The following is a 16,950-nucleotide window of genomic DNA, read 5'->3' on the forward strand; positions in this document are numbered from 1 at the left end:
GTTCTTGAATAGCCATCGTTATTGGTTTTATAAACAGAAAATTATGTATATTTGAGACGGGTTATCACCTGTCTTTTTATTTTACTGGTTGCAAACTTCATAAGCATAGTATTCAGGAGCTTGAAATTAAATTGTTTCTCATCTCACCTAATATCGAGTCGTAGGATAATATCTACCAATTTAGGGATATTAAAGGGGAATAAAATATTCGTAAATGGGGTGGGTGAGATGCATTCCCGATACAAAAAAATTACTTTATGTCTATTTGCGTTTGTATGGATGATACCATCTATTCTTGGAGTACAGGCGCAGAATAATTTGGAGGTCGAAACAAGAACAAAGTCCATATTAGAAATCGAAGGGAAAAGATATCGTGATTTAAACGATAATGGAGAGCTTGATGCGTATGAAAATTGGGAGCTGCCAGCAGAGGATCGGGTGGAGAATTTATTGTCACAGATGTCATTGGAAGAAAAGGTCGGTTTACTGACGATTAATGAATTTCCGGAATACGAAGAAGGTAAGATTGTATTACCTAATGAATTCCTTGATCAGCATACCCGCTATTTTATTTATCGGGGAATGCCGGCTGCTAATATCGTTGCTGACCAAATGAATCAATTACAAGAAGCCGCTGAAGCATCGAGACTAGGTATCCCTGCTGTAGTCATTTCCAACCCAAGAAATCATCCTTTAGCTTTTCCGGTGATTGAAGAGGCCGGTCAGTTTTCACATTGGCCAGATACGTTAGGGCTAGCAGCTACTCGTGATTCAGACTTGATCAGAAGGTTTGGTGAGATTGCTGCGAAAGAATGGCGGGCGGCTGGAATTCATAAGTTGTATGGTTACTCAGCAGACTTGGCAACTGATCCTTTATGGGCAAGAAACCAGGAAACATTTGGTGAACATCCTGAGCTTGTTTCAGGGATGATATACAACGTGATTAAAGGATTTCAAGGTGATGTACTGAATGAAAATAGTGTATCGATGACAGTTAAGCACTTTCCAGGTGGCGGGGCCCGTGAAAGTGGTAGAGATCCTCATTTTGAAGAAGGGCAATACAATATCTATCCGACTCCTGGCAGTCTTTTGACGTATCATATTCCGCCATTTATAGCAGCAATTGAAGCTGATCCGACTTCGATTATGCCCTATTATGCATATCCGAGCAATGAAAGTGCAGAACAAGGACTCCCGCATTTTAGTGAGAGCGAGCAGTTTGAAGAAGTTGCTTTTGCTTTGAATGAACCATTTATTAATGGGTATTTGCGAGATGAATTAAACTTCTTAGGATATGTCAACTCCGATACAAGTGCGGTGATTGATCGAGCGTGGGGAGCACAAGATTTACCCGTAGAAGAACGTTTTGCAAAGGCAATCCAAGCAGGAACCAATATTTTTTCGGGTGTGCCGAATCCACAACCGATTCTAAAAGCGGTTAACCAAGGATTAGTGGAAGAAGAACAAATTAACCGATCGGCTGAATATCTGTTGACGGAAATGATGAAGTTAGGGCTTTTTGAGAATCCGTACGTCGATCCAAATGAGGCGTTGGAGATTGCAGACGATCCGGAATCTCAAGAGATTGCCGATGATGCACATCGCAGATCAGTTGTGCTTTTACGAAATAATCGGAATGTGCTGCCGCTGCAAGATGAATCCGTTTCTGATGTCAGACTGTATGTTCAGATGTTCCCAGGAGGGGAAAATGGACAAGAAACCGAGGAGTTAAAACAAAAAATAAGGAATCACGACTCTTCCATTACGCTCGTAGATGATTTAGCAAATGCGACTCATGCTTTTGTTTGGGTACAACCATTTCAAGACTTGTTCGCCAATGCGCCAACCGTGATGATCGGTCCGGAAACAAATATCGAGGATGTTGAACGTATTGTAGAAGTTCAACAAGCCGTCCCGACGATTACGGCGATTAACTTCTCCAATCCATGGCTCATTAATACGATTGAACCAAATGCCGCAGCCGTAATTGGTACGTTTGGTACGAAGGCTGAAGCAGTAATCGACATGATTCGTGGAAACTTCAATCCCGTAGGAAAACTACCAATCACCATTCCTGCAAGTCAGGAAGAAGTGGATAATCAACCTGGAGATGTGCCGGGCTATGATAAAGGTGCTTCCTATCCATATGTGGATCAAGCAGGAAATCGCTATCTATATAATTTTGGCTTGTCATATTGAGTCGTCTTTAGATTAAAGAACCAAAAAAGACAGGAGGGATTTCCTGTCTTTTTTTATGCTTATCCAATTATTTTTCCATGAAACTTTCGGTTTCGTGGTCCGTCGAATTCACAAAAATAAATACCTTGCCATGTACCAAGTACAAGTTCTCCTCTTGAGATCACGATGGTTTGAGCATGCCCGACTGTGCTTGTCTTTAGATGGGCAGCTGTATTTCCCTCCATATGTCTATCTTTCGGATGACCCCATGGATACACCTCATCCAGCCTCATCAACATATCGCGCTTTACATCAGGGTCTGCATTTTCATTTACGGTAATTCCTGCAGTCGTATGCAGCGATGAAACAATTAAGATTCAGTTTTGTACGCCAGTCTCCGTAATCCATGTTTCAAGTTCTCGAGTGATCTCAATCATCTCGTCGCGTGCATTGGTACGAAGATGAAATGTCTTTTCCATATTGGACCTCCATTCTAATAGTGTTGATCAGTCTCATCTTATCACAAGTAATGACTTTGATTTACTGATGGAGGTGGACATACATGTAATTAGTTTCCTCTATCTTCAGATTCATTTACTCTCTTCATATATTCTTCCATTCGTTGTCGGTCAGGTTTAATATATAAACCTAAATATTTCCTTTCACGATTGGCATCTTTATAAAATGCAATCATCATCATTATTACAACAATACTAAATGGCAGTGCCGATATGATTGCTGCAGACTGTAAGGCGTTTAAGCCGGTTTCTCCACCTGATAGCAGCAATATATAAGCGATTGCGGAAAGTGCCAGTCCCCAAATGATTTTAATAAAATTAGCAGGTTTCAAATTACCAAAAGATGTTTGCATACCTAAAACAAAAGTGGCAGAGTCCGCGGAAGTAATAAAGAAAGATGCAATCAGTATCAAAGTGAATATGGATAAAATAAGACTGAATGGCAACTCATTGAAAATGCCGAACAATTGTGTTTCCGGTGTCAATTCAAAGATTTGTGGTGCTTTCAGTCCTGTTTCTACTCCGGTCATCCCAAATGCACTGAACCATAATATGCTCACTACAGTAGGCACCACTAAAACTGCAAGAACAAATTCACGGATGCTACGCCCACGTGAGATTCTTGCAATAAATATTCCTACAAATGGACTCCAACTCATCCACCATCCCCAATAATATATCGTCCAAGCATGCATCCAATCACTCTTTTGCTCATTAAGAGGGGCTACATCTAAACTATGGAATATAAGTGTGTTGAGATAATCACCGGTTGCGGTTGTCATCATATTGAGGATGAGTAATGTAGGACCCAGTATCAACATTGCAACAAACAATAGACCTGCCATGATCATGTTCAGATTACTTAAGTATTGGATCCCTTTACTCAATCCACTCCATGCACTATAGATGAACAATATCGTAACGACAGCAATGATAATCCCTTGGACGAATTGACTGTATGGAATACCGAAGAGATAATTCAACCCACCGTTGATTTGCATGGCACCAATACCGAGAGAAACGGCTACACCAATAATGGTTACAAACACGGTTAACACGTCAACAGCTGTACCGATTGGGCCATCTACTTTATTGCCTAAAATTGGTCGCAGCGTCTTCGATATTAAACCAACTTCTCCTTTACGAAATTGTGAGTATGCTAATACAAGCGCAACGATGCCATAAACAGCCCAAGGGTGGAACCCGTAATGCAGAATCGTAGAGCGCATTGATTCCGCTAAAGCTTCCTTTGTCTCCGGATCAGCAGTCGGTGGAGCGAGAAAATGTGAAATAGGTTCAGAAGCACCGTAGAAGACTAAACCGATTCCCATACCAGCACTAAATAACATCGCTAGCCACGAAACAGTTTTAAACTCCGGCCGATCATTCGGTTTACCGAGCTTGAGTTTACCAATTGGACTGATAGCTAAAAATACACAGAAAAATAGAATGACAGTAAATAAAGCCATATAATACCAACCAAATGTGCTGGAAATCCAGATACTGATTTCTTTGGAGATCTCTCCAAATGCATCGGGAAATACAATACCGAAAAATACAAGTACCCCAACAATGATTGATGCGAAAGTGAATACGTTGGAAAAATTTTCTCTTCTTTTATCCATAAATAGTTTCATCCTTTTCATCGCTTAGTTCAAATTCTGACTTTATGACGTTCAGTTTTTCACATCTTAATCATTACCTTTCCCAATAAGGTAGAAGTTGAAACAGGATAGTGCGGAAGTTATGGAAGATAACTAAAAGTGAAGTTTGAAGGAGTCATTTTGTTTCATTATTTGAATGTTTTAAGTGCAGAAGTCAAGGAGCATAAAGAAAATAGCGATAGAACCTTAGGCACTATCGCTATCGTTTTATGTATTTTTTACGACATGTCTTTTCTGTAATCCAGGTTTTAATTCCGTAATTAAAATGGCAATCATAATTAATAAGGCACCTAAAACCATACGTCCTGATAGCACCTCTTGAAGAATAATTACAGATAAAACCATTCCAAATAAAGCTTCTAAAGATAAAATAATTGCTCCTTTTGTTGCGGTCGTATATTTGAAACCAACATTTTGACAAACATATGCAATTGTAGTTGAAAATACAGCCAAGTAAATGATGGAATAGAAAGCTTCTGATTTAAAGTTTGCAAAGTTCGTTGGAATATCGCCTTGAATAGCGATGGTAATAAGACCGATAGCACCTGCTGTAATGAATTGAACAACAGTTAACGAGATGGCATCTTCTTTTTGCACAAAATGATTCGTATAAAAAATATCAAAAGCAAATGCTACTGCACATGCAAGAGATAATACATCTCCAATATTGATTGTCATTGTCCCTTGCAGTGCTAAAAAGCCAATTCCGATAATAGCTAAGAAGGAACCGATGATTTCAAAGCGATCGACTTTCCGCTTGTAAACCACATAGGCAATTACAGGGACGATTACGACATTAACGGCGGTCAAAAATGCATTTTTAGATGGTGTCGTATACTCCAAGCCAACTGTCTGCAAGGCGAATCCGACATATAGAATTGTACCTAAAACTGCACCTTTCCAAAGGATTGCCTTCGAAAATGTTTTGAACTTCTTCCTGAATAATATTGATAGAATGAGAGCGGCTAATATAAACCTGCCGGCCATTACTTGATATGCAGTTAAATACTCCAGTGCAATGGCCGTAACAACAAATCCACTTCCCCACACGATTGCTGTAATGAGCAGCAATCCATCTCCTATGTATTGCTTCATATCTTCTCTCCTAGTCTGGCTCATCTGATTGTTTTTTTCTTCTTCCTAATTATGAATTATAGCAAATTATATCGTGTAATATGATGGCGATTCACTATTTAAACCAATTCTTCTTGTCATACACGGAACTAACTCTTACTCGTATTTTATATAAAGTAAATAAAAGGAGTAATAATGATGTATGACTATCGTCAATGTCCCGAAGACCATTATGCATATACCATTCAGCCGGGAGATACATTGAATTCCATTGCATTTAGGCTGGAGAACAGTGTTTCCAGAATTCTGGCGTCTAATCCGGGAATCGATCCATACAACTTGAGAATAGGACAGATTATATGTATTCCGGCATGTCCGCCAAATCACCGGCCAATCATTATTCAGCCAGGTGACACACTCTATCGGATCTCCCAGCAATACCGTGTCACGATTGCTAGTATTCTTGAGGCAAATCCAAGCGTTGATCCGAACTATCTTAGAGTAGGTCAACGGATTTGCATTCCGACTGCTTGTGCGATGGTATAAGACATCCAATGAAAAAAAGATGTGTAGCACCACACAAATATTGGGAGGGTGCTACGCATCTTTTTTGTTACTGCATTACTTATTTGCTCAAAGATTGAACTTAAGCGGCTTTATGATTAACCTCATCATCCTTATCTCTCTTGCCCCAATAGTTTGCAAGCAGTGGACCTGAAATGTTGTGCCAAACACTGAATATTGCGCCAGGAACTGCTGCGACGGCAGTGAAATGAGCCAGGCCAAGGGAGGCCGCGAGTCCTGAATTTTGCATTCCAACTTCAATGGAAACAGCTTTTACATCTTTAAAATTAAGTTTGAAGAGTTTTGCAGCTAAAAACCCGATGAAATAGCCAATTAAATTATGTAGCACAACTACAGCGAAGATCAGCAAACCAGAAGTCACGATGGAGTCTTTGTTTACAGCAACGACTGCAGATGCCACTCCAATAATCCCGATTACTGAAATAAGCGGTAAGACTGGCGTGCTCTTTTCAACAGCTTTTGTAAATAACATTCTGATAATGATGCCTAAAATAATTGGTATTAATACGACTTTAATGATGGACACGAACATGTCCATAAATGAAACCGAAAGCCATTGACTTGCAAGTAAAAAAGTTAGTGAAGGAGTTAAAATAGGTGCCAATAAGGTAGAAACAGCAGTTATAGTCACAGATAAAGCAGTGTTTCCTTTAGCCATGAATGTCATCACGTTGGAAGATGTGCCTCCTGGACAACAACCAACTAAAATGACCCCAGCAGCTATTTCTGGTGGTAAGTTGAAGGCCTTTGCCAGTGCAAAAGCAGTTAATGGCATGATCGTATACTGTGCAGCTACACCAATCAGGACAATTTTCGGTGCGAGGAAAACTCCTTTAAAATCATTTACAGTAAGAGTCAGCCCCATAGAAAACATGATAATTCCTAATAGAAGTGAAACATGTGGTGCAATCCATGCAAAGCCTTGTGGCATAATAAAACTCAGGATTGCAAATAAAATAACCCATAATGCAAATGTTGTCGTAGCAAAATTACTGATTCTTCCCAGTGCTTTCATCATCTATTTCCCCCTATTGGTTATTTTGGTGAAGATGTTTAAAAATTCACTAAGTTGTATAATCTATGATGTTAACACAAAGAATTGATTTAATCTAGTGTATTTTTAAATTATTCGCATGATATAATTTGGTTTTTCCACCCTATATAGGTACAAATACAATTAAAAAGATAGAAATATCTAAATGGAAATATTTTGTAGAAATAAGTATGAATTTCGGTTTCCAATTCTACAAAACTAGTAACAGACTGACAAAACTAGTCAACCAAAAATAGTTATATTTATAGTAAAATAGGCATAGAATAACAGGGTATTTTTTATCAGGATTGTAAGATTACTTACACGACGCGGATACTGAATAAAAAATTGGGGGAAAAAATGTGGAGAAGATGGTCGAGAGAGTCAAATTAGATGAAGAGTGGATCTTATTAATTAAAGCTGCAAAAAATTTAGGTGTCTCTATTGAGGAAATTCGAGAGTTCCTTAATACTACCAAGAAGAATGCTTAAATTTTATTTATTTGATAATTTAAACAGTCCTACCCACCAAAATTATGGTATAATTCCATTGAAAGTAGGTGGAGAACTTGATCGGTGAAAAAATCAAAAAATTACGGCAAGAGAAAAGAATGTCCATTTCAGAATTAGCTGAAAGGGCAGGTGTAGCAAAATCATACTTAAGTTCGATTGAGAGAAACCTTCAAACAAACCCATCGATCCAGTTTATCGAGAAAATCAGCCAAGTGTTAGATGTTTCTGTGAACGACATAATAAATGATGACAATTCAATATTAGAATCAGATCTTGATAGTGAATGGATGAAAATAGTAAAAGAGGCCATGGAATCCGGAGTATCGAAAGAACAATTCAGAGAGTACTTGGAATTCACTAAATGGCGTCAAGAGCAGGATAAATAAGTTTCATTAACCGTTTGGCAATATGCTGAGCGGTTTTTTACTTCTTTATGGAAGTGGGGGAAGGAAAAGTTGGGTTGTATCAGCAATGTGCACGATACAACCCAAATAAACTAACGATGTTGGTCAATTAAAATTGGGTTCCCATCTGGATCCTCCAATGTGATGAATGCTGGACCTTCTGTTGTTTCGTCGGCTTCTTGGATAAGCTTTATCCCGTTTTTCTTTAATTCTTTCTGTAGTTCCCTGACATCTGTAAATTCTTCTAAGTTTTCGGCGTTTTGATCCCAACCTGGATTGAACGTTAAGAGATTTTTATCAAACATTCTTTGGAAGAGGCCAATCACAGTATCACCATTCTTTAAAATCAGCCAATTATGTTCCATATCTCCACCTAATGTTTTAAAGCCGAGTTTTTCGTAGAATTCTTTTGATTTCTTAATATCTTTTACATTTAAACTGATAGAAAATGCTCCGAGTTCCATTTGTGTCCTCCTATATTAAAATTATTTACGTACATATACTTCTATTATCTCATGTTAAATCCCTTTTAACTATGGAATATTAGATTATAGATTTATGCTATAATGTAAGAAACAATTTTCGGAGGTTATTGATTTGAGTATTCGTTTTGAAGTGACACGCACGTTCCAAGTGTCTAAACAAGAAGCATATCGTAGCTTACTCGATCTCCAGGCTGCAGAAAAGTGGATGCAGGGCTTGGTTGGGATAGAGCGGCTTGATAAAGGTGAAATGAAAGTCGGCAGTGAATGGAAAGAAACGAGAAAAATGTTTGGACAAGAGGCTTCGGAGTATTTCGAAGTGGTCGAACTGGATGAACCGAATAAAATCGTTTATTACGTTGATGGAGCGAGAGGGACAACGGGAAAAGGCGAATACATTTATACATATCTCCTTACTTCGGTCGGGGATAAGACGGAAGTTACACTTCAAGGCGAAATAAAAGGATTAACTGGATTGACCAAGTTATTCGGAAAGCTTATGAAAGGTACGTTTGCAAAAGCTTGTGCGAAAGATATGGACGCATTGAAGAGTTATCTGGAGAAGTAATATCAAGCTTTTAAGTTAATCTTAAGGGAAACTATACATTCTGTTAACGCTGACATTACAATTCCTCATTATAATAAAATTTAGAGTTAACCCTCTGTGATACCCCCTTTACATAAAAAGACATCTATCTATAACAAGGTAGATGTCTTTTTATATTATTGAAATAATTTAACATTCAAATAATACCCCCTTAATATTCTATTGCTAAAATTATGTTGCTATAAATAATGGAAGGGAATGACGGAATGAAGAAGTTAGTCTTGCCACTCATGTTGTTATTGCTTATCATACTTGTCGGTTGTGGGGATGCTGAAGGATCTCCAGAAACAGCCGAAACAGATGAAACGATCGAAACGTTATCTGTTGGATTTGTTCCTTCTAGAGAACCGGACGAAATTATTACTGCGACAGAACCGTTAAAAGATCTTCTAAAAGAAGAATTAGCGTCACTTGGATACGATGTGGAAGAAGTGGAGATTACAGTCGGAACAAACTATGAGGCTGTTGGGGAGGGACTTTCCGCAGGGACAATCGACGTTGGTCTGATACCGGGTGGAACCTATGTTTTATATGATGATGGAGCAGAGGTCATCTTAACTGCCACTCGAGCAGGATTAAATAATGATTCAGATGATGCAAAAGACTGGAATGACAATAAACCTACGGAAGCCTCTGATGAGCAAGTTACATATTATCGTGCTTTGGTCATTGCTGGTCCATCGGAAAAAGGGCAGGAGTTGGCTGAAAAAGTAAATAATGGTGAGGAATTGACTTGGGAAGATGTAAACAGCGCATCATGGGCTGTGATGTCATCGTCTTCTCCAGCAGGTTATATTTACCCTGCGATCTGGTTGGATGATAACTTCGACAAAACGATTACTGATTTAGATAATGTTGTTCAAGTGGACTCTTACGGAAGTGCATTTGCTCGTATGGCAGTTGACCAGATTGATGTCATGGTAACTTATGCCGATGCAAGACGTGATAATGAAGACGCTTGGCAGACTGAATTTGAGCGGGAAGCTAGCATCTGGGACGAAACAAATGTCATTGGTGTGACACCAGGTATTTATAATGACACGATTAGTGTCAGCAAAAATTCGGACATTATGGATGAAGATTTAAAGTCCTCCATTCAGGAAGCATTTATTAATATTGCTGAAACAGATGCAGGAAAAGAAGTGATTTCCATTTATAACCATGAAGGATATCAGGAAGCGACTTCAGCGGATTATGAAAATGAAAGAAAAGCTCAAGAAATCGTGAAAAGCCTTAATTAATATCTTGAAAACTAACATGAGGCTGTCTCAAGAGATTGTCCTTCCACCAGGGAGTCCGTCCGAGAGGCAGTCTCATTAGTCTTTAGATTGGAGATTAAACATGATCGAGTTTATTAATGTGGACAAAGTGTATCCGAACAAGGTCAAAGCTTTACATAATATAAATCTAAAAATCAATCAAGGTGAGTTTGTAGCAATAATCGGTTTATCAGGTGCTGGAAAATCAACGTTGATTCGTTGCATTAATGTGATGCATGAAATATCGAGTGGAGAGCTGATTGTTGATGGTGTCAAAGTCCATGCGCTTAAAGGAAGGGATATTAGAAGTTTCCGCAAGCGGATTGGTATGATTTTTCAATCGTTCAATCTCGTTACGAGAACTACAGCACTGCATAATGTACTCGTTTCATTTGTACCAGAATTATCTTTTTGGAGAAAGCTGACTGGCATCTTTTCAAAAGAACATAAAATTAAGGCATTAACTGCATTGGAACAAGTCGGCATTTTGGATAAAGCTTATGTCCGTGTGGATCAACTTTCAGGTGGTCAGCAGCAACGGGTTGCTTTAGCCAGAACTCTAGCACAAAATCCGGATATCATCCTAGCCGACGAACCTATTGCCTCATTGGATCCAGTTACAGCTAGGCAAGTGATGGATGATTTTAAACGAATCAATAGGGATTTTCGAATTCCTATCATTTTGAATATCCATCATGTGGAAATAGCTTTGGAATATGCGCAGCGAATTGTCGGTGTGAGAGAAGGACAGATTGTTTTTGATGGAAAGGCGGAAGAAGTCACAGAGGAAGTGCTGGATTATATTTATAAGGGACAAGTGGTTACCGGGGATAGGCGAATCATTCAAGGAGAGAAAGTTCATGTATGATAAAATATTTCCTCCAAAAAAATTAGTTTTGCCCAATGGGAAGCTGGTTTTTGAGAAGCGTTCACGTACCCCGTTTATTTTTGCATTGATTTTAATCGCAATATATCTTTCTATCAAATTCACTGGATTTGGGTTCGGTGTGCTGATAACTCGGTGGAAGGAATTTTTCTATATTATTCAGGAGATGATTCCTCCTGACTGGAGTCACATGTCAACAATATGGCAGCCGCTCATCGATACGATAAAAATGTCTTTACTAGGCTCTATTTTAGGATCATTAGGTGCTATTCCTGTTGCTTTTCTTGCTTCTTCCAATGTAATTAAAAATAGACTCATTGTATTTGCAACGAAGTTCTTTCTTAGTATTTTGCGTACAGTTCCTACCTTAGTGACGGCGTTAATAGCAACTTTTATTTTTGGATTAGGGACGTTCGCTGGAACTGTGGCAATTTTTCTATTTACACTTTCTTATGTCGGAAAATTATTATATGAACAGATTGAAAATGTGGAGATGGGTTCCTTTGAAGCAATGGAATCCCTTGGGATGAATCGATTATATGCGTTTCGCTATGCCATCTTTCCGGAGGTCTTACCGAACTACCTATCCACGTCATTATTTTGTTTCGAAGGTAATGTTCGCTATGCTGCTATTTTAGGTTATGTCGGTGCAGGTGGGATCGGATTATTATTGAATGAAGGGCTAGGTTGGCGTGATTATGCTGGTGTAGGCATGATTCTACTGATTCTTATTCTTACCGTGTTCATTATCGAAAGAGTAAGTGAATACTTCCGGAAAAGGCTGATTTAAAGGAGAATAATTGATTATGAATGCAATTGAAAAACAATTATATGCTTCACCTAATCATAGACGTTATATTATTTTTATAACTTCTATTGTTTTACTTTTATTAATCTGGTCAGTTACAACGATTGATTTACAGAACCTGGAGAGTAGCGGGGTTAAGATTGCTTCCAGTATCCTTTCAGGGATTATTAGTCCAGATTTACAATTGCTGTTCACCTTTACCACCGAGGGTGTTCCTTACTTATTAGTAGAAACGATTTCTATTGCATTTTTAGGCACGGTTATAGGTGCCTTTTTAGCTGTGCCACTTGCATTTTTATCCGCATCGAATGTAGTTCCAAGTCCGGTTGCTTGGATTACTAGATTCTTTTTAATTATCATTCGGACGATACCAGCTTTAGTGTACGGGTTGATGTTTATCCGAGTGACAGGACCAGGTCCCTTTGCAGGTGTACTGACCATTGCACTCGTTTCCATTGGAATGTTAGCGAAATTAATGGTGGACGCGATAGAAGATCTTGATACTGGAATCCTGGAGACGATGACCTCGATTGGTAGTACAACTTTTGAAAAGATACGATTCGGTATTATTCCTCAATTGCTGGCTATGTTCCAATCAATCCTCATTTATCGATTTGATATGAATTTACGTGAAGCTTCTGTATTAGGATTGGTAGGAGCAGGAGGTATTGGCGCTCCATTGATTTTTGCAATGAGTGCTTATCGCTGGAATGAAGTTGGCTCCATATTAATTGGGCTAGTTGTATTGATCCTATTGGTGGAACTTGGATCGAATCATTTTCGGAAAAAGTTGGTTAGAGGGTAAGAATAAAGTTAGGAGAAAAGCCTGGCGTACGATTAGCCAGGCTTTAGTCGTTATTCGGAAAGATTGAAAAATAACGAAGTTCCCTGACGACACGTGAGAGCGGCAACCCGACTACGTTATAAAAATCACCATTAATTTTTCGCACGAGCGATGCACCTAGGCTTTGAATTCCATAAGCACCAGCTTTATCATAAGGTTCCTCAGTTGAGATGTACCAATGAATTTCTTCTTCCGTCAACGGTAAAAACTCCACCTCTGTCCGTTCAACAATCATTTTGCTTTCATGGAGAGAACGGAGCATGACACCTGTATACACGTCATGGATATTGCCACTTAACTTTGAAATCATATGATAAGCATCTTCTTTAGATTGAGGTTTTTCAAAGATATTATTTTGATATGCGACAACGGTGTCAGCGGATAAGATTACCTCATTTTCTGAGAGTGAAATATTTTTTGCTTTTAGTGAAGCTAATTGTTCTACTTTTTCTATTGGATCATTACTTGTGATTTTGGATTCATCTACATTAGGGTTTCTTACCGTGAAGGGAATGTTGACTTGTTTCAGTAATTCTTGTCTACGAGGGGATAGGGATCCTAGTATTAATTTATTTGACATCATTGTTCCTCCTCAACTAATTAGTATAGGAATAATTATAGTTGGGATTTTGTTTCATGTAAAATATCGCTGGCCCTTCACACAACAAAGCAGTCCGGAAGCTCTGATCGCTCGGACTGCTTGTTTTTTAAGTGAAATATTCAATTTTAGCTTCGGGGAATAGTTTGTTAATATGACCGCCAATTGTATCTTTAATCGATTCTTGTTCTTCGGTTTGGTAGACGTACTTATGGATTCCATATCTGCCCCATTTCTTTTTTCGTTTCGATTCATCGAGCTCAAGTTTTGTCATAGGATAATTTTGTTGTATGACACGCTTTGCAGGCTGGGTAAACCGATGCTGAATCAATTCGAATGTTAAATCCTTTTTGGCAAATGCGGGTAATGCCTCCGTTAATTTCTCCAGCATTTCACCATAACCTTCTTTCCAGCCTTCATGAAGATAAATTGGAGCTATAATGAACCCAAGCGGATAACCTGCTTCTGCGACTTTCACAGCTGCGTTTATCCGCTCATCAAGCCGAGATGTGCCGGGCTCAAAATACTTGATGATATAGTCGTCATTTATGCTGAAACGGAAACGTGTTCTGCCGTTATGCTCAGCATCGAGAAGATGATCGACATGTTCGAATTTCGTCACAAACCGCAGCTTCCCATATTTTGATCTTCCAAAGTATTCAATGGCCCGTTTCAATGTGTGGGTTAAATGATCGATGCCGACTATATCGGAAGTACAAGAAGCTTCGAACCGGGTAAAGTCAGGAGCCCGTTCTTGCATATACTCTTCCGCTGCATCAAAAATTTCATCAGTATTTACATATGTTCTGATATAAGGCTTGCTGCCCATCGTTGTTTGCAAATAACAGTAATGGCAATGTCCCATACAGCCGGTTGCGAATGGAATAGCGTATTCCGCCGAAGGTTTTGACGTATCAAATTTCAATGTTTTACGGACACCGACGACCAAGGTAGATTTGGCAATCCGATATTTTTGAAAATGGTTCTCTCCCGGGAGATTACGGATTTGGTTATGGGAGGTCGTTTCCCTTATTTCGATTCCCATATTCTCAAATTTAGACACCAGTTCTTTGCCAAGAGGATAATCCAGAGCGCGTGGTTCCACATAAACAAGCTGGGGCACGAATGGTTTAACCATAAAACCCACCTTCCTGGTAAGTACCAAACGTCTGCTGAAACACTTGCTCCGCTTCCTCTTCTGTTTGAAAAATGGCAACTTCATCCGTTATCGGATAATACGTTTCATGGATGAATAAAGCGGGTTCTCCGGGTTTGTCCGGATTCTCTACAACAGCTGCCTGCTGTACGTTGGCCACGTTCTGAGCGTGGGGATTTCTGATGATAATAAATACAATCTCACCTGGCTGGTAGCTTTCATAAAACTCCATATTTTCACCTGCTTTCATTATATTGGATAGTATCCCACCTAAAATGAGAATTATTTAAAGCTTGGTGATTATAAAAGCAATCAGCTATTAAATTTGGTATGATGAAATTACAACAAAGGTGGTATGAAATTTGAAACTTAATAAAGTGCTGCCCATTTTATTTATGATCATGTTCCTTGTGATGGTTGGTTTTGGCATCATTATCCCTGTATTGCCTTTTTACGCGGAAAACTTAGGTGCTTCTCCAACTGAACTTGGATTATTAATGGCAGTTTATTCATTGATGCAACTTTTCTTTGCCCCGATGTGGGGGAGGATTTCGGATCGGTTTGGCCGTAAACCAGTCATTCTGATAGGAATCTTTGGATTATCGCTATCATTCTTTATGCTCGCATTGTCTACGGAAGTGTGGATGCTGTTTGCTGCGCGGATTGTCGGTGGAATTTTGTCTGCTGCAAATATGCCGACAGTGATGGCTTATGTTGCTGATATTACAACGGAGGAAGAGCGCAGTAAAGGGATGGGAATCATCGGAGCAGCTACAGGGCTGGGCTTCATCTTTGGTCCGGCTATTGGTGGGGTATTTACGAACATCGATCTGCATGCCCCATTCTACCTTGCAGGAGCACTGTCTTTCCTAACGCTGATTTTCGTTATAATCTTTTTGAAAGAATCACTTCCATATTCGAATAGGGAACTTCAAAAGAACAAGAAAAAACAATCGATTGGAAAAGTGATACGTGAACCATTTGCGATGCTATATTTCTTGCAGTTCTTTATCACGTTATCCCTTGCAGGTCTGGAGGCAACATTTGCTTACTTTGCTGCTGTTAAAGCAGGCTTGGATGCGGTCAGTCTTGGCTATATATTTATGATCATGGGTCTGGCCAGTGCAGCTGTCCAAGGAAATATGGGAAAACTGACAAAGAAATTCGGTGAAATAAGAATCATTGAAATTGGAATCATTATCTCAGCACTAGGTTTTGCACTCATTCTATTTACGAATAGTTTTGTTACTGCAGCGATATTCTTAGCAATCTTTGGTGTGGGGAATGGAGTCATCCGGCCAAGTGTTTCTTCCTTGTTAACGAAGAAATCCAAAGCAGGCTATGGTAGTACGACCGGATTTTTATCGTCCTTCGATTCGCTTGGTAGAATTATCGGCCCGGTATTGGGAGGGTTATTATATTCCATGGCTATCGAACTGCCATATATCTCCGGTATTATTATTTCAGTCGTGGCACTCATCTTGTTCCGGGGAAGTGCCCAACAGTTGTTAAAGCGTCAAGCTAGAGGTTAAAAATTTTGAAACGGGAGCAATGTTATGGCGAAGCAAAAATATTATGTCGTCTGGGCTGGTAGAGAACCAGGAATCTATACAAGTTGGGCGGAATGCCAACACCAGACAAAAGGTTTTAATCAAGCAAAGTTCAAATCATATACTAGCCGCGAACAAGCGGAAAAAGCATTTAAAGAAGGCTGGAAAAAACATTGGGGTCAAGGCGGGTCGAATTCTTCTGCTAAAAGCAAAAGGTTCGTTTCCGAGACTCCAGCAGAAATTGATTATGACAGCATTTCTGTTGATGTTGGTACACGGGGAAACCCTGGTCCAGTCGAGTATCAAGGAGTAGATACACGGACAGGGGAAGTCATATTCTCCTATGGCCCGATAAGAAAAGGAACAAATAACTTGGGTGAATTTCTTGCGATTGTACATGCTCTAGCCTATTTACATAAACAGGGAAGCAATAAAACGATTTATACAGATTCTGTAAATGCGATGAAGTGGGTCCGAGAAAAGAAAGTATCAACAACTTTGAAGAGGGATGCATCGACAGAAGAGATATGGACGCTGATTGACCGTGCAATCGACTGGCTCCATCGTCACTCTTATGAAAATAAAATCCTGAAATGGGATACGAAAAGATGGGGCGAGATTAAGGCTGATTACGGAAGAAAATAATGCTCCTTTTCATCTATAAGAAGAGGCTGGGACAAAACCCCAGTAAATAGAAAATAGCTTCGCGCTTTTTGCGCGAAGCTATTTTCTATTTATCATAATTTTAGTAAACAAAAAGGACACCTTTTGATAAAATTAAAGTTACCAGAC

General features: G+C 39.2%; 18 protein-coding genes and 1 pseudogene. 11 read left to right on the forward strand and 8 right to left on the reverse strand.

Annotated elements, in window-relative coordinates; genetic code table 11:
* Positions 1-228 precede the first annotated feature (228 nt).
* Positions 229-2,199, forward strand: coding sequence for a glycoside hydrolase family 3 protein (locus tag M3210_RS16355; RefSeq protein ID WP_251516616.1), 1,971 nt, complete (start codon positions 229-231; stop codon positions 2,197-2,199).
* Between the two features lie 59 nt (positions 2,200-2,258).
* On the opposite strand, the pseudogene M3210_RS16360 reads toward M3210_RS16355, so the two are convergent.
* From M3210_RS16360 to M3210_RS16370, 3 genes and pseudogenes are all read right to left on the reverse strand, one after another.
* Positions 2,259-2,657: pseudogene (locus tag M3210_RS16360) on the reverse strand (secondary thiamine-phosphate synthase enzyme YjbQ).
* Positions 2,658-2,746: 89 nt separating this feature from the next.
* Positions 2,747-4,321, reverse strand: coding sequence for a BCCT family transporter (locus M3210_RS16365; protein WP_251516619.1), 1,575 nt, complete (start codon positions 4,319-4,321; stop codon positions 2,747-2,749).
* 246 nt (positions 4,322-4,567) lie between these two features.
* Positions 4,568-5,455 (reverse strand): DMT family transporter, encoded by an 888-nt coding sequence (locus M3210_RS16370; protein WP_251516622.1) that lies wholly within the window; start codon positions 5,453-5,455, stop codon positions 4,568-4,570.
* A gap of 177 nt (positions 5,456-5,632) precedes the next feature.
* Between M3210_RS16370 and M3210_RS16375 the strand changes: the two genes are divergently transcribed.
* Positions 5,633-5,980 (forward strand): LysM peptidoglycan-binding domain-containing protein, encoded by a 348-nt coding sequence (locus tag M3210_RS16375; RefSeq protein WP_251516625.1) that lies wholly within the window; start codon positions 5,633-5,635, stop codon positions 5,978-5,980.
* Positions 5,981-6,080: 100 nt separating this feature from the next.
* On the opposite strand, the gene M3210_RS16380 is transcribed toward M3210_RS16375, so the two are convergent.
* On the reverse strand, positions 6,081-7,034 hold the full coding sequence (locus tag M3210_RS16380) for a bile acid:sodium symporter family protein (protein ID WP_251516670.1): 954 nt from the start codon (positions 7,032-7,034) through the stop codon (positions 6,081-6,083).
* A gap of 389 nt (positions 7,035-7,423) precedes the next feature.
* Between M3210_RS16380 and M3210_RS16385 the strand changes: the two genes are divergently transcribed.
* The gene (locus tag M3210_RS16385) at positions 7,424-7,543 is read left to right on the forward strand and encodes an anti-repressor SinI family protein (protein ID WP_251516672.1); all 120 of its coding nucleotides are present in this window, start codon (positions 7,424-7,426) and stop codon (positions 7,541-7,543) included.
* A gap of 77 nt (positions 7,544-7,620) precedes the next feature.
* Positions 7,621-7,950: a helix-turn-helix domain-containing protein gene (locus tag M3210_RS16390; RefSeq protein WP_251516627.1), complete on the forward strand. Its 330-nt coding sequence runs from the start codon at positions 7,621-7,623 to the stop codon at positions 7,948-7,950.
* A 110-nt stretch (positions 7,951-8,060) separates the two neighbouring features.
* Here the strand turns inward: M3210_RS16390 and M3210_RS16395 are convergent, their stop codons facing one another.
* The gene (locus M3210_RS16395; protein ID WP_251516630.1) at positions 8,061-8,432 is read right to left on the reverse strand and encodes a VOC family protein; all 372 of its coding nucleotides are present in this window, start codon (positions 8,430-8,432) and stop codon (positions 8,061-8,063) included.
* 133 nt (positions 8,433-8,565) lie between these two features.
* Here M3210_RS16395 and M3210_RS16400 point away from each other — a divergent pair, with 133 nt between their 5' ends.
* The 5 genes from M3210_RS16400 to phnE (M3210_RS16420) all read left to right on the forward strand — a co-directional run bounded on the left by M3210_RS16400 (position 8,566) and on the right by phnE (M3210_RS16420) (position 12,815).
* Entirely contained in the window at positions 8,566-9,018 is a 453-nt protein-coding gene (locus tag M3210_RS16400) for an SRPBCC family protein (RefSeq protein WP_251516633.1), read from the forward strand.
* Between the two features lie 245 nt (positions 9,019-9,263).
* Positions 9,264-10,298 (forward strand): phosphate/phosphite/phosphonate ABC transporter substrate-binding protein, encoded by a 1,035-nt coding sequence (locus M3210_RS16405; protein ID WP_251516636.1) that lies wholly within the window; start codon positions 9,264-9,266, stop codon positions 10,296-10,298.
* A gap of 100 nt (positions 10,299-10,398) precedes the next feature.
* Positions 10,399-11,184, forward strand: coding sequence for a phosphonate ABC transporter ATP-binding protein (gene phnC / locus M3210_RS16410; RefSeq protein WP_251516639.1), 786 nt, complete (start codon positions 10,399-10,401; stop codon positions 11,182-11,184).
* Positions 11,177-11,992: a phosphonate ABC transporter, permease protein PhnE gene (gene phnE, locus M3210_RS16415; RefSeq protein ID WP_251516642.1), complete on the forward strand. Its 816-nt coding sequence runs from the start codon at positions 11,177-11,179 to the stop codon at positions 11,990-11,992. Before phnC ends, phnE (M3210_RS16415) begins: the two co-directional genes overlap by 8 nt.
* 16 nt (positions 11,993-12,008) lie before the next feature.
* Complete coding sequence (gene phnE, locus M3210_RS16420; protein ID WP_251516645.1) at positions 12,009-12,815, forward strand: phosphonate ABC transporter, permease protein PhnE; 807 nt, start codon at positions 12,009-12,011, stop codon at positions 12,813-12,815.
* A gap of 43 nt (positions 12,816-12,858) precedes the next feature.
* Here the strand turns inward: phnE (M3210_RS16420) and M3210_RS16425 are convergent, their stop codons facing one another.
* From M3210_RS16425 to M3210_RS16435, 3 genes are all read right to left on the reverse strand, one after another.
* Positions 12,859-13,434: a Maf family protein gene (locus M3210_RS16425; protein ID WP_251516646.1), complete on the reverse strand. Its 576-nt coding sequence runs from the start codon at positions 13,432-13,434 to the stop codon at positions 12,859-12,861.
* A gap of 127 nt (positions 13,435-13,561) precedes the next feature.
* A complete protein-coding gene (gene splB, locus M3210_RS16430; protein ID WP_251516649.1) occupies positions 13,562-14,590 on the reverse strand; it encodes a spore photoproduct lyase in 1,029 nt (342 codons plus the stop codon).
* Positions 14,583-14,840: a transcriptional regulator SplA domain-containing protein gene (locus M3210_RS16435; protein WP_251516652.1), complete on the reverse strand. Its 258-nt coding sequence runs from the start codon at positions 14,838-14,840 to the stop codon at positions 14,583-14,585. Before M3210_RS16435 ends, splB begins: the two co-directional genes overlap by 8 nt.
* A gap of 130 nt (positions 14,841-14,970) precedes the next feature.
* On the opposite strand from M3210_RS16435, the gene M3210_RS16440 reads away from it, so the two are divergent.
* Both M3210_RS16440 and rnhA read left to right on the forward strand, forming a co-directional pair.
* Positions 14,971-16,140 (forward strand): MFS transporter, encoded by a 1,170-nt coding sequence (locus M3210_RS16440; protein WP_251516655.1) that lies wholly within the window; start codon positions 14,971-14,973, stop codon positions 16,138-16,140.
* Positions 16,141-16,164: 24 nt separating this feature from the next.
* A complete protein-coding gene (rnhA, locus tag M3210_RS16445; RefSeq protein WP_251516658.1) occupies positions 16,165-16,803 on the forward strand; it encodes a ribonuclease H in 639 nt (212 codons plus the stop codon).
* Positions 16,804-16,950 lie beyond the last annotated feature (147 nt).

This window comes from Oceanobacillus luteolus (assembly GCF_023715655.1).
Classification (GTDB): Bacteria; Bacillota; Bacilli; order Bacillales; family Amphibacillaceae; genus Oceanobacillus; species Oceanobacillus luteolus.